Below are 12,845 nucleotides of genomic sequence, written 5' to 3' on the forward strand. Positions count from 1 at the left end.
GCCCTGGCCGGTGGAGGTCCTAGCAGGACGGCCTGGCGGACAGGGCCGGCAGCACATGGTCCGTCAGCAGCGGGGCGAGGTCGCCGGGCATCTCGGCGGACAGGTCCAGCCAACGGATCTCGGCGATTTCCGCCGACGGCCGGGCGCTCCACACCCCGGGCGCCGTGAAGACCGTGGCCTCGATCTGGGTGGCCGCCTCGTTGGCGGCATCCGCCAGCCAGCAACCCAGCAGGTCCAGGCGGTCCGGGGCCAGCACGATCCCCACTTCCTCCTCGAGCTCGCGCGCCGCTGCCTGGGCCGCTGTTTCGCCGGCCTCGGGTTTGCCGCCCGGGTGCATGAACTTGTCCGTGCCGCGTTTGCGGACGGTCAGGAGGCGTCCGGAGCGATCGAAAACGCAGACAGCGGAGACGACGATGCGCGGGTTCACCCGGCGCGCCCTGAATCCGGCGCGGCATCCGGGGTTGCATCCGGCGTCACGCGTGGCTTTGTCTCCGGATCCGGGTCTGTTCCTGCACTTGGTCTTGCTCCTAGTTTTGCCTCTGGTCTTGCGTCTGGTTTTGCTTTCAGCCGTCGCAGGACGGACTCCAGCAGCTGGTCCTTGGCCGGCCCGGTGACGTCCCAGCGGTAGCCGCATTGGTCCGGACCGCGGAAGGTGTATGTCACGCGGTACGTGTCCGGGTCGCACCAGTGCTCGTCCTGATTGGTTTGCCCGGCGAAGCCCATGCGGTGGAAGGGGCGGCCATCCGGGAAGTACACGTCCAGGACATCGGGGGTGTCCGCCGGCCGCAACAGATATTCCCGGCTCGCCGGGCCGGAGAACGGCGCGCCGCCCGAGGGTGCCCAGCGCACGGTGCCTTCTTCACGCCACCACAGGCCGCCGTCGTCGTCGGCAGTGAAGCGTACGACGCCGGTGAAGGTTCCGCTGGTGCCGGTGCTGCGGTCCAGCAGGGTGCGGTCGACGGACCAGGAGCCGCGCAGGTAGGCGCGGAGGTCAAAGCCCGGACCCGTGTCCGGGGTTTCGTCCGGGGCAGGAATGTTCAAGTGCCCTCGATTGGAATCGAACCAACGACACCGGCTTTAGGAGAGCCGTGCTCTATCCACTGAGCTACGAGGGCGGGTATCCGCGGGCGGCCGGGGCCGGTCCGGTCGGACACGGATATAAGCATACAAGGTGAGCGCGCGTACTACGCTCTTGGCATGACTGCAGGAACCACCGAGCTTTCCGCCGGAGCCCTCTACTACCCCGATGTGGCCGCGACCAGGTTTTACGTCGGGGCCCTGGCGAAGCTGAGCGTGCTGCAGTATTTCGTGGCCGAGTCGGCTGTGATCGGTGCCTGGGCGGGAGCGGAGCCATACAGCCGCCGCACGGGCTACATCAGCGACCTCGGCGCCGTGGCGTGCGGAGAGTTCTCCGGCCGGGACGTCTGCTCGCCGGCGCACCTGCTGATGAACGCGTCATTTGTGGTCCAAGGCCTTGGCATGGTGGTCGGCGCGTTGCTGCTCGGCTCGGCGCTCCTGTGCTGTGCCGCGCGGACCGCAGTGCCAGTTGGGCGCGGCCGGGTATCGGGGCAGGCGCACGGCCGCGTGCGCTGGGGCGCAGGGGTGGTGGCAGCGGCCGCCGCGCGGCTGCTGACCGGCGCCGCCGGGGCAGGAACGGTCATCGTGGGGCTGGTGCCCGAGGACACGGGATCGGCCTGGCACCTGGCCGGCGCCCTGATGTACTTCGCCGCCGGCGCCCTGGCGCTCCTGATTCTCGGTTGGCTTTGGCTCCGGCAGACGCCGCTCGGGTGGTTCATACTGGGCTGCGGGGCCGTGTCCCTGGCGGCGCTCACTGTGGGCGGGCTGACGGGCATGCACGTGCCGGAACCCGGTGCCCTGGAACGGCTCATGGGCTATCCCATCACCGTCGGCGTCGCCGCGGCCGGCCTTGTCATCGCCCAGCGGGTCCAACACGAACGCACGGCGCGCAAGCTCGCCCGGGCCCAGGCCCGCTGAGGCAGGCTTCAGGGTGCCAGATGACCGGCAGGGGTCTGACCTTGCATTATCATGAGGGCACCCACCGGAACATCCCGGTGCGGGCGTGTGGGTTTTTCCATCAACGCGCCAGTATGCAGACTTTGCAGTCATATGGGGACGAATGTTAAATCAGCGAATCTTGCCGCTCTTCGGTGCGGACAGCGTGACCACCGAACAAAAGGTTGCGTTCCGGCCCCGTCAGTGGGGGCCCGAAGTTCGTCCCGGGGCGCTGTCGATTGTTCGTCTGAGACTGTTCATGTGCAAAATGGTCACTGTTCGGCTAGGAATTCTCACCTCGCTGACCGGTCCGACCAGCCACGTTATTTCCACCGTTCTGAGAGCGCACGCCGACCACCCGAACGCAGTTCGCGGGCGTCGGGTTGGGGCGATTTCCTATCTAGTCGTCGTAATATTCCTGACGCTTTCGACCCTAATGTATGTGGTCCGCCAAGGAGCCCTACGCGGTCTCCGCGACCATTTCAGCCCCAACAGCGCCATCAACTCCGCGGTGGATGTCTTCCTCGGGGTGGTTAACTGGCTGTATGTCAGTCCCAGGCCCAAGAAAGTGAAGGAGAGTCCCGTGATTGCCAAGACAGCCGAGGAAGTCGACTGGGAAACGATTCTCTATCACGGCGACCGACGGCTGAACCGTGACCTCCGGGGCTCCGCGGACCGCCGCCGTCGAATTGCGGTCCGATGACGCTCGAGGCCCTGGCCGGGCCCGAGGGGCGGCTGCCGGAGGGCCTGCCGGACACGGCAGCGGCCGCGGCCGGCGTCGTTCTGGGGGCGTCGGCGGTCACCGCGGCCCGGGCGGCCGACGGTGCGCTCGCCGACGGCGGTGCCGCCCGGAGCATCGGGGTGCGGATGATCGACGGCGGAATCATCGAGGTCCTGTTGCCCGCCAACCAGGAGATCGAGGGTCCGGAGGCGCGCATCGCCGGGGACATCGTCCGCACGCTCGCCGCGGGACGGCGGATGCCGGTGCTCCTGGTGATCACCGGCGTCGTCGGTGTCAGCATGGAGGCCCGCCGGGTCTACAGCGGTTCCATAGCGGCGACAGCGTTCGCCCTGGTGGGCGAGAGCCCGGTGGACAGGGTCATTGCCCACTACCTCCTGCGGTCCCGCAGCGAGACGATCCCGGCCCAGTTCTTCACCTCCGAATCCGCGGCCGTTGAGTGGCTAAGGCAGTACACCCGTGAAGAATGAAGCACCGGACCCCAGGCTGCACGCCCTCGTGGAAGGCATCGTGCGGATCGCCGGCGGCGATCTGAGCACCCGGATCCCGCATTCGGGAGCCCGCGACGACGTCGCCGCCGTCATCGCCGGCATCAACCTGATGGCCGATGACCTGCAGACCATCTACCAGGAGCTGGAAGAGCGGGTCGAAAGCCGCACGGCCATGCTGCGCGAGGCGCAGGTGGAGCTCGAACGCATGGCGCTGACCGACCCACTGACCCAACTCGCCAACCGGACGGCACTGAACTCGGTCCTGAGCCATGCCCTGGCGGAGTCCTCACGCGGCGAAATGCCGCCGGCCCTCCTGATTCTGGATCTTGATTCCTTCAAGGGCATTAACGACACCCTGGGGCACAGCGCCGGCGACGACGTCCTGCGGGCCATCGCACGCCGGCTCCAGGACGCCGTCCGCGAGACTGACACCGTGGCGCGCCTTGGCGGCGACGAATTCGCCGTCATGCTGCCGAAGTCCAATCTGGTCCGGGCACGCAGGGTAGCGAATAGGATCCTCAAGGCACTCAGTGAGAGCCTCGACGTCGGGGACCTGAAAGTCACCTGCGGAACGAGCATCGGCCTGCGGATCGCGGAACCAGGCCAGTCCGTCGATGACCTGGTCATGGAGGCCGACACAGCCATGTACGCGGCCAAGGCGCAGCAGCACAGCAGCATCAAAGTCTTCGAGCCGGCCCTGCTGTACGCACGCCGGCTGCAGAGCGTCATGATTACGGAAATGCGCGAAGCCATCCGGCAGGACCAGCTGACCCTGCACTACCAGCCGGTGGTGGACCTCGCGACCGGCAGGATCGAGGGTGTGGAGGCGCTGGTCCGGTGGAACCACCCGGAGCGCGGTCTGCTCATGCCGGACCAGTTCATTCCCCTGGCCGAGGAAACCGGCATGATCGTGGACCTGGGCCACTGGGTGCTGCGCAATGCAGTGCGCCAATTGCGCAAATGGCAGCAGGACTTGCAGGTGGACAGCACCTTTAACGTCCGGGTCAACATTTCCACCACCGAACTCCAAAACCTCGAGCTGATCGAACATGTGCGGGACATCCTCAGGGAGACCGGCGTGGATGCATCAAACCTGATCGTGGAACTGACCGAGTCCATGGCGGTCAACGGCGGCGACGTCGACCAGTATTCGCTCAACGGCCTTCGCCGGCTCGGCGTGCAACTCGAGATCGATGACTTCGGGACCGGCTATTCCTCCATCAGCTACCTGCGCAAGCTGCCGGTGAACGTGGTCAAGATCGACCGAAGCCTGATCAGCGGCCTCGGCGACGACGAGCAACAGCGGGACTTCGTAGCCGCGGTGCTGCACCTCATCCACGCCTGCGGGCTGAAGGCGCTGGCCGAGGGGATCGAGACGGCGGAACAGGCGGAAGTCCTGCGCGAGATGGGCTGCGGCAGCGGGCAGGGCTACTACTTTGGCCGGCCCGCGCCGGCGGGCGAGATCGTGGCGTTGTTTGCGGGGGGTGGAAAGCTCTTGTAGCTCCGCGTTGATGGTTGTTGGGGCGGGGCTGGTTGGTGCTGTGCTTTCGTCTCCATGTCGCCGTGATGCGGTCTAGATGGTGTCCCTTAAATGAAAAGCGGCGGGCCCGGACTCGATGTCCGATGCCCGCCGCAGCCGTTCCGTTTCCGATTAGTTCTTCGGAGTGGAGTTCGGCCACCAGCCGACCGCTACAACGGAGCCCTGGCTCGAACCGCTGGAGGCAGACACTGCTGCTGAGGCGGACAGGCCGGCGCCGGCCAGCGCGCCGGCGACGAGGAGCGTTGCAAGGATTTTCTTCATTTGGACTCCTGATACGTAAGAGGCTGATGTGACTCATGTGATGCAGGTTTAGTATAGGGTAGATCGACACGCCACAAGGTAACAATTTATAAAGAATTGTCGCCGGATGTGATATTCACACTCGTGTGTGAATCTTGCGTGAACCCTGCGCAGGTCCTTCTTGCGTGGCTGGTTCGATTCCGCTCTCGCGGCAACGGATAATTGAGGCATGCAACGAAACTCAGTTTCACCGTCCTACGCCGCTGCAGAGTTGCAGGCTCGGGAACATCGAAGCAGCCACGACTTCGGCCGTGCGGCCAGCAGCGCCCAGGTGGCCTCGGAAATCGCGACGAACGACGGTGACCTGACGGCTGCCTGGGGCATGCGGCTCTTTCAGGCGGAGAATCTGCTTGACGCCGGCGATTTTGAGGCCTGCGCCGCGCTTGCCGCCGAACTGGTGGATGGCGCCTTCGGAGCTCCGGCTGAAGATGCCCGCGGCAAGGCAAATATCCTGCTCGCAAAAGCCAGGCAAGGCGCCGGGATGTTGGGGCAGGCGGCCGACGCAGCGCGGATGGCCGCGCGTTTATCTTCGGGGGCGGGTGACGTGGAAAATAACGTCAAAGCCCGGCAGGCCCTCATCGCTGCTCTCGCCGAAAGCGGCAGGTTGGAGGAGGCCTGGAGCGAGAGCCTGATGCTGGCCGACGACATATCCAACGAGGTCGACGACCAGCTCGTCGGCAAGGCCTACTGGGTTATCGGCAATGTTGCGTTTCTCTGCAATAAAGTGGCAGAGGGGCTTGAATATCACGAGCTCGCGGCGGAAACTTTTTCGCCGGCTCGAAATCTTGATATTTGGGCCAAATTCAACAAGGCATCCGCGGCAATGCGCCTGGCCGCCGAGGTCGCCGATGCGGACACACTCCGCTGCATCGAACGCGCTGAACTGGCCACGGACGTCATTGGCGGATCCGATGAGGACCACATTTTGCTGAAACTGAACCGCGGTCACTGGAATTTCCTGGCGGGTGACCCGCAGGCGGCCATCGCCATCCTGACCGAGATCAGCACCGTCGCGGAAAAGACGTCACCGCAGATTCTGGGCGAGGCCTCTCTGTTGCTGGGCCGGTCCCATGCTGCCGTGGGGAACGCTTCCGAGGCGCAGACGCACCTGCTGGAAGCAGCAGACCACTTTGAGAAGGCTGGCGCCCCGCAACGTGCCGAACAGGCCCGGGAGTTCCTCACGGCCACGCCCTGAGCCAGCTCTGAGTGGACATGCCCTCCGCTGGACTTGAGGGATGGAGATAATGGCAAGATGCCCACCGGCCGGGCCGAACGCTGGACATGTCCCGTGCTCGGGGCCGGGTGCGAGGGACGGCTCCAGCCGCCGCGCCCAGGAATGGACATGTCCGGTGTCCTATGCCGCGGATCGGGAAACAGCCCTGCCGCCGTGACCAGGAATGGACATGTCCCGTGTCCTAAGCCGGGAATAGAGAACTAGCCCTGCCGCGCGAATCAGGACTGGACATGTCCCGGGGTGGGGGAAGCCGCGGCAGCCTTGCGTCCGACTAACACGGCGGCGACGCCGGCCACGACGCTCAGCGCCAGAAGGACCCAGCCGGCCACGGTGAGCCCGGAGGCCAGGGCGACCTGACCGCCGTCGAGAGTGTCGGCGGACATCATTTCATCGATCACCGTGTTGCCCCACAGCCGGACCGCAGCAAAAAGCAGCGGCAGCGACCACAGCGCCCAGCGCAGGGATTTCCGGGCCACGTTGGTTCCGATCAGCAGCAGCCAGGTGAAGCCAAAGATCAGCGGGAAGAGCATCCCGGCCGTCTTGTGGACATAGTTCAGCTGGCCCCGGGCATCGGCGTCCATGGCCGCGCGCAAATGCTCCACGAAGCCCAGGTCAAAGCCGCCCACCAACGAGTCGGGCATTGCCTGGCCGCCCGACAACTGCGTGAGCTGGTTGAGGGTGAGCAGGTGCAGATACCAGAACAGGAACAGGCTGGCCACGACCCCGGCGATGACAATCAGATTGCTGTTGCTCTGCGCCTTCTGCGGTGTCCGGCTGGTGGTCGGATTGATCACCGGAGGGAGATGGTGCTTGGGGACCGCCGCGTTGGCGCCGTGCTTCTTGATCCGCTGCGCGGGTGTCTTGGCCATGGCTCCATTATCGCCCGTCCCGCACGGCCAATCGGAACGGCAGTCCGCGCCGGCTGTTCACTGCCAGCGGGCGCCGATAGTCTGGAACGCGTGACCGAACTAGGAAAACACCGGCTCGGCCGGCACAGCACCGCAGATCTCGACCCCTCACTGGATGACTACCAACTGGCCGAGGCCCTGGTCCGCGAGGCCGGCACGCTGGCGCTGTTGATGCGGCAGGCGGGTCTTGAGGGCAGACAGAAGACCTCGGTCTCGGACGTGGTCACGGCCGCCGACCACGCCGCCGAGTCCTACGTGCTGGAACAGCTTCGGCGCTGCCGGCCCGATGACGCCGTCCGGGGCGAAGAGGGCGCCTCCGTGGCGGGCAGCAGCGGCCGGACCTGGGTCATTGACCCCGTCGACGGGACCTTCAACTTCCTGCATGGATCCACGTACTGGTGCTCGGCCATTGCCCTGAAGGATTCCTCCGGTGCAGGGCTCGGCGCCATCTTCCAGCCGGAGGAGGACAAACTCTGGCTGGGCGGAACGTCCCGGGCGGCGACGCTCAACGGCGAAAAACTGGCCACCTTCCTGCCCGGCGCGTCCGGTGGCACCGGACGCGCCGACACGCCGGTCTCTGAACTCGGCGCGGCAACGTACATCCACCCGACGTGGCTTGCCGATCCGATGTGTGCCATGCCCTGGCACGCGGCAGCAACCTCGGCGGCCGCCCTTCGCATGTTCGGGTCCGGCTCCTGCGACCTCGGCCGGGTCGCGGACGGGGAGCTCGGCTGCTGGTTCCAGCACAGCTGCCCTGAGTGGGACTGGCTGCCCGGGAAGGCAATCGTCGAGGCGGCCGGCGGCGCGACCGACGTCGTGCGGGTCAACGGACTCGACTGGTTCATCGCGGGAGGCACGACGGCGGTTCGGCAGTTGCGTGCCGCGCTCAGTTCCGGCTCCGTCGGCTAGGCTTCCGCAAGCGAACGGGACCTCGCCCGAGGGCATGCTCATTCCACCGTGAAGTCTCCGCGGAGCATGCTCATTTTTCGCGGTGAGCATCGGACACAGTGGCCTCATGTCCACTGGCCGCGTGTCCATCGGCCGCGGACAGTTTGGGCGTGTCCCGCGCGGAGGGGGTCCCCTCCGCCGTTCCGGGTCTGTTGCCGGGCCAGCGGCGCGGCCTATACTTCCGGACATGGGGGAGCGAAAACAAATTCCAGACGGGCCTGACGTGCTGTCCTTGCGGGGACTGATCGGGTGCGGGCCCGCCTGCTGCGGCGGGCTGGCATGAGCGGCTACCTCGCGGAATCCGTACTCGATGAAGCCCACGGCGCTAAGCGGCTCCTCCTGGAGTCAGGTCTGGGCGCCACCCCCCAAGGACTGGTGGAAAACCCCAGTTTCTTCCACGGGTTTGCCGCGAGGCCGGACGTGGTGTCCAGCGCGGTACTCGCCGTTGCCGACGTGGCGGCGTCGAGGTACTACGACGCCGCGCTCCGGCTCAGCGATGTCATCGACCCGGTCATAACAGCAGGAGGAGACCGCCTGCGCTGTGAGTCGTTTTCCGCATGCAATGGGGTTCAGGCGCGGCTGGACTTGCTGGGCAGCGGCCTGGACGGCGGCGAGATCGGCTTCGGAACCACCAACGTCGACATCAACAGCCCGCTGCGGTCTGCGCTCGCCAACGTGCACCGCAACGAACTGCTCCACTTGGACGTCGGCCGGGACCGGCTGGTGGTCTCCACTCCCGAAGAGAGCCATGTGGAACGGAAGGTGGAGCTGCTTGACCGGTGGGTCCGTGGCTTCGCCGAGACACCCGCCATCGCTGCAGGCATGACGCATCTGGCCACCGTTTCGGGTTCCGCCATTAGTCAGTTCTTGGCCGCCTTACCGGCAGCTCGGCCCGGGCGCACGGTCTTCCTGCAGCCATTAGCCCACGGATTGCGCGAAGTGGCTACGGCAAAGCCGTCAACGGTCGCGCTGGCAGGTACCGGACGACTCGCCGCCGCCAAGCGGGTCGCCCGATTCGCCACTCGCCTGGACATCTTCCGCCACGACAACGGGGCCAGCGGCTGGGTGTTCAGGCTCCCCGGTGCCGACTTCACACTGCTGCTCTCGCCGTCGGCCGGCCGGGGTTTTTCGGGAGAAGGCGGGATCCTTGCCGCGCTCGCAGCCCCTGGCGTGAAGGAAGCAGGGACGACGGTCCTGGACTTCCTTGAATGGCAGGCGGTCATTTCGACTGAGGCGCTCCGCGCAAGGACCGGGCTCGCGACAGAGCGCGTCAGCCACGGGCTGGCCTGGTTGGGTGCGTCCGGGAAGGTGGGTTACGACTTGCTGGAAAACGCCTACTTCCACCGGGAATTGCCGCTGGACCAGGACCGCACTGTCAAGGACCACCCGCGGTTGCAAGCGGCGCGCGGCATTGTGGCCCGGGGCGGCGTATCCCGGTTGGAGGACCGCTGGGATGTCCTGGCCGGGGACGGAACATATGTGTACCGGGTCACGGTCAGGGATGGAAGCTACCAGTGCACCTGTGCTTGGTGGTATGACTTTCGCGGCTCCAGAGGTCCCTGCAAGCATGCACTCGCCGTTCAGCTCGTGCGGCTCGAAACGGCACCAGGCCACGGACTGGAAAACGGATGACGGCGCCGGAGGTCCGCGCCGACCCGCGGCTCGTGCAGGAAGTACGCCGGCTCGCCACAGCAGAAAACCGGATTGCCCTTCTCGAATACATCACAGCGCCCCCGCCTGAAGAGCTCGCCGAGGCGAAGACGTGGTTCGCCAAAGGCGGGCGGACCCTGCTGACCCAGGACCTGGACTGGCGGCTTCATGAGAGCATCAGTCCTGTCGACTCGGACTCCCGCTCAATGGTGAGGGAGATCGTCGTCGTCGCCGTCAGTGCACCTGCCGACGCCGCCAAGTTCCTGCCCTGGCGGGAGATGGCGTGGAACCGCAATGCCCAGATCCTCATGCTGTTGGATGTCCTAGTGGCAAAAGGCAACGACTGGTGCCGGCGCTTTGTGGCCGCGGCGATCAGCCGGAACGCAAAAGCGGGACAACAGAGGGCCAGTACGGTCATCCGTTATTGTCTGCCGCTGATTCTCCATTTTGGAGTTTCCACTGCCGATTTGGAGGCCTATCCGCGGCTCTGGGCGTTTTACTACCGGGAGCTCGCGGCCGGCCGGATCCACGAGGTTTGGAACGATGAGATTTCGGCGGACTTCGCGTACCCCGGGTGGTCTGGAGTGGAGTTCCGTATCGGTCCCGCCGGAAGCGCTGTGGTCTTTCCCAAGACGCAGAAATCGTTGCTGGAGTTGTTGGACCAGGACGTGACCGCAGCGAAAACACTCTTGCGTTGCTTTGAGGTACCGGACGCGCTGGGGCCCCTGGCCAGGAAGCAAACGCAGGAAAGGTGGACCGTCGGAGCCGCCCTCCGTGGCTACGTCGAAAGGGGGACCCTTAGCAGCGACCAGGTCTTCGGCAAGGTCCGCACAGCACTCGCACGGGACGACGGACTCCCGACCCAGAGAGTACTGGCCGCGGTCCTGAAATCGTGTCAGCCCAGTCCGGGGGAGGTGGCGGCCAGCATTCCGCTCCTGCTGTCCACCGTCGCCACGGCAGCCGGATTCCTGTCCGTCCGGGCTTTTGGGCTCCTGCTGCAGGCACCGCTGGACGGCGGCGCCCTCGAGAGCCTGAGCGTCGCCGTGTTCGGCAGAACAGAGAAGAAGCCGCAGGAGCTCTTGGTCCGGCACCTCAAGGTTGTTCAGGCTTCGCAGTCGTACGACGGCGGCGTACTCGCCGCATGTTGGGAGGCGGCGGCGGGATCTTCGGACCTGTTGGTGAGGACCACGGCCAAGGAGATGGCGGGAAAACCGCTGGCCTCAACTCGGGAAGAGCCGCTGTCCGCCACCTCGCTCTGGGGCACGGGGGTCCGGGAGCCTCCACAGATTCCACCGTACGTGGCTCTGGAGGTCGATTCCAAGAGGCCGCTACCTTGGTGGGGCCGACAGGACGAGCATTCCATCGGCGAAGAGCAATACGTCGACCGTTTCCTGCGGACCGTCTACGAGGTTCCTCAGTTTGTACGGGACAGGTATCGGCGAAGATATGCTCGAAACGTCGCGCAATTCCCCGAAAGCGAGGAGCCGCCGACGAGCGGGCGGCGCTGGGCGGCGCCGAGTCCGGAAGTTGTCCTGGCCATGTGGGCATCAGGGGAGCACAACCTAGCCGCTCACCGGAATCTTACCCGGGTCTTCCGGGCTTCACTGTCCCGTCCCGTCGACCGGAACGACCCTTTTTGCGCGTCGAGTCCTTTGGCCGCTGTTCACACATTTCGTCAAAGCGAGCTGGTAGTCCAGGCAGGAACCGTACCCTATTCGCTGGCCACACCGAGCTACGACAACTTCCGTGTGGCACTGGGCAAGTTGGTGGCACTGCTGCGGCTATTTGAGCGGGAAGGCTGGGCGTACGGAGAAGCCGACCTGTTCCAAGCACTCTTGCGGCTGGGGCCGTTGGATGCCCAGATGGGTGCCGATGTCCCTGAACTGCGCGTTCGGCCGCTTGACGGCCCACCCGACCCGGAGCGGCTTGCCGGGCGAATTCTCCGCGAATGGGTCAGGGGAGGAGGATTCAGGCCTCCGTCGGTGGACGCTCCGCTCACCTTGCCAGTTCCTTTGGAACGGTTTCCGTCGATTCCCCCGGAGTTGCTGTCGTCGGAGTTGTGGAATGGCAGCGGACGTGGATACCTGGGTACTTGGCTTGCCTGTGGGGCTTCGGCGGTTGTGCCTTTCTGGCCGGATCTAGGCGCCATCTGGGCGGCCCGGCGGATAGTATATGGCGATCTGGTCGCCCTGGCGGCAGGTGGCCCTGCAGGGGCGACAGCCGGCGAACTGGGGCAATTGACTCACGATTGGTTCGTTGCCATGCTCGCCAGCCCCCGTCAGGACGACCGGGGTCGCGCCGTTGAAACGGTGCTGGAACTGGCCGCGAGGCGCCAACTCTCAGCCGAACACATGGCCATTGCTGCACGGAAACGCGTCGAGGCAGGTGACCAATCGCTGGGCCGACTCGTGCGGACCCTGGCGCTGGTGGCCTATGAGGGCCATTTGGACTTTGTCTTGCCGGTGCTCACCTCCTTGGTGGGGGTGTCCTCTGAACAGCAGAGGCTTCCCGCCGGGACCCCTGAACTGCTCGCAACCTGCACGGAGTTCTGGGAATCCATTCCTGCCGAGCACCGGACAACCGCAGCCACCGCGGACTTCACATCGGCCGTCCTGAGCCTGGCAGGCGCCAAAACTGCCATGAAGACGGGGTTGGAAGCGAAGCGGCTCGCGTCGCGGATGGGGCTCGTGCTTTAGGCCTCCCTGCAGGGCTTCTTCCCGAGGAACACGGCGGCGCCGCCGGCGAGTAGCAGCACCAAAAGCACCCAGCCGGCAACGTTGGGGTCCGACGCCAAGGCCACCTGGCCGGCGTCGGGCGTTGGCGCGGGCGCCGGAGGGCATGCTCATTCCCGAATGCAGTCTCCGTGGGACATGCTCATTCCTCGCAGCCGGGACGTGATGTGTCCGTGGGACATGCTCATTCTTCGCGGCCAGGACTGGGCATAAGGGGATTATGTCCACTGGGCGCGGGCAGGGGAGGGCATGTCCCGACGGGCGGACACGGCTGTCAGCGCCACCGCCTA

At 65.8% G+C, this 12,845-nt stretch carries 10 protein-coding genes, 1 tRNA gene and 1 pseudogene; 7 read left to right on the top strand and 5 right to left on the bottom strand.

Going from position 1 to position 12,845, the window contains the following annotated elements:
• Positions 1-19: 19 nt before the first annotated feature.
• From AC1DN2_RS17075 to AC1DN2_RS17085, 3 genes and pseudogenes are all read right to left on the bottom strand, one after another.
• Positions 20-427 carry an NUDIX hydrolase gene (locus AC1DN2_RS17075; protein WP_476851281.1) on the bottom strand — a complete coding sequence of 136 codons (408 nt, stop codon included), beginning with the start codon at positions 425-427 and terminating at the stop codon, positions 20-22.
• A 131-nt stretch (positions 428-558) separates the two neighbouring features.
• Positions 559-1,041 (bottom strand): annotated as a pseudogene (locus AC1DN2_RS17080) (DUF6314 family protein); the annotation flags it as partial.
• A 1-nt stretch (position 1,042) separates the two neighbouring features.
• Positions 1,043-1,115 (bottom strand) — tRNA-Arg (locus AC1DN2_RS17085).
• An 82-nt stretch (positions 1,116-1,197) separates the two neighbouring features.
• Here AC1DN2_RS17085 and AC1DN2_RS17090 point away from each other — a divergent pair.
• The 3 genes from AC1DN2_RS17090 to AC1DN2_RS17100 all read left to right on the top strand — a co-directional run bounded on the left by AC1DN2_RS17090 (position 1,198) and on the right by AC1DN2_RS17100 (position 4,744).
• The gene (locus AC1DN2_RS17090) at positions 1,198-1,995 is read left to right on the top strand and encodes a DUF998 domain-containing protein (RefSeq protein WP_476851282.1); all 798 of its coding nucleotides are present in this window, start codon (positions 1,198-1,200) and stop codon (positions 1,993-1,995) included.
• A 717-nt stretch (positions 1,996-2,712) separates the two neighbouring features.
• A complete protein-coding gene (locus AC1DN2_RS17095) occupies positions 2,713-3,222 on the top strand; it encodes a DUF7793 family protein (RefSeq protein WP_476851283.1) in 510 nt (169 codons plus the stop codon).
• Positions 3,212-4,744, top strand: coding sequence for a putative bifunctional diguanylate cyclase/phosphodiesterase (locus AC1DN2_RS17100; RefSeq protein WP_079555342.1), 1,533 nt, complete (start codon positions 3,212-3,214; stop codon positions 4,742-4,744). Before AC1DN2_RS17095 ends, AC1DN2_RS17100 begins: the two co-directional genes overlap by 11 nt.
• Positions 4,745-4,894: 150 nt before the next feature.
• Here the strand turns inward: AC1DN2_RS17100 and AC1DN2_RS17105 are convergent, their stop codons facing one another.
• Entirely contained in the window at positions 4,895-5,044 is a 150-nt protein-coding gene (locus AC1DN2_RS17105; RefSeq protein ID WP_164468567.1) for a hypothetical protein, read from the bottom strand.
• 208 nt (positions 5,045-5,252) lie between these two features.
• On the opposite strand from AC1DN2_RS17105, the gene AC1DN2_RS17110 reads away from it, so the two are divergent.
• The gene (locus AC1DN2_RS17110; protein WP_476851284.1) at positions 5,253-6,278 is read left to right on the top strand and encodes a hypothetical protein; all 1,026 of its coding nucleotides are present in this window, start codon (positions 5,253-5,255) and stop codon (positions 6,276-6,278) included.
• A 257-nt stretch (positions 6,279-6,535) separates the two neighbouring features.
• On the opposite strand, the gene AC1DN2_RS17115 is transcribed toward AC1DN2_RS17110, so the two are convergent.
• On the bottom strand, positions 6,536-7,186 hold the full coding sequence (locus AC1DN2_RS17115; protein WP_476851285.1) for a hypothetical protein: 651 nt from the start codon (positions 7,184-7,186) through the stop codon (positions 6,536-6,538).
• A gap of 90 nt (positions 7,187-7,276) precedes the next feature.
• Here AC1DN2_RS17115 and AC1DN2_RS17120 point away from each other — a divergent pair, with 90 nt between their 5' ends.
• The 3 genes from AC1DN2_RS17120 to AC1DN2_RS17130 all read left to right on the top strand — a co-directional run bounded on the left by AC1DN2_RS17120 (position 7,277) and on the right by AC1DN2_RS17130 (position 12,519).
• A complete protein-coding gene (locus tag AC1DN2_RS17120; protein WP_476851286.1) occupies positions 7,277-8,134 on the top strand; it encodes an inositol monophosphatase family protein in 858 nt (285 codons plus the stop codon).
• 318 nt (positions 8,135-8,452) lie between these two features.
• Positions 8,453-9,805 (top strand): SWIM zinc finger family protein, encoded by a 1,353-nt coding sequence (locus tag AC1DN2_RS17125; RefSeq protein WP_476851287.1) that lies wholly within the window; start codon positions 8,453-8,455, stop codon positions 9,803-9,805.
• A gap of 224 nt (positions 9,806-10,029) precedes the next feature.
• Positions 10,030-12,519: a hypothetical protein gene (locus AC1DN2_RS17130; RefSeq protein WP_476851288.1), complete on the top strand. Its 2,490-nt coding sequence runs from the start codon at positions 10,030-10,032 to the stop codon at positions 12,517-12,519.
• The last annotated feature ends 326 nt before the right edge of the window (positions 12,520-12,845 follow it).

The organism is Arthrobacter sp. 01L42, from assembly GCF_056400005.1.

Coding starts and splice junctions, on each gene's coding strand:
- AC1DN2_RS17115 (WP_476851285.1), bottom strand. CDS start 7,186: ATGGCCAAGACACCCGCGCAGCGGATCAAGAAGCACGGCGCCAACGCG.
- AC1DN2_RS17110 (WP_476851284.1), top strand. CDS start 5,253: ATGCAACGAAACTCAGTTTCACCGTCCTACGCCGCTGCAGAGTTGCAG.
- AC1DN2_RS17095 (WP_476851283.1), top strand. CDS start 2,713: ATGACGCTCGAGGCCCTGGCCGGGCCCGAGGGGCGGCTGCCGGAGGGC.
- AC1DN2_RS17125 (WP_476851287.1), top strand. CDS start 8,453: ATGAGCGGCTACCTCGCGGAATCCGTACTCGATGAAGCCCACGGCGCT.
- AC1DN2_RS17105 (WP_164468567.1), bottom strand. CDS start 5,044: ATGAAGAAAATCCTTGCAACGCTCCTCGTCGCCGGCGCGCTGGCCGGC.
- AC1DN2_RS17090 (WP_476851282.1), top strand. CDS start 1,198: ATGACTGCAGGAACCACCGAGCTTTCCGCCGGAGCCCTCTACTACCCC.
- AC1DN2_RS17130 (WP_476851288.1), top strand. CDS start 10,030: ATGGTGAGGGAGATCGTCGTCGTCGCCGTCAGTGCACCTGCCGACGCC.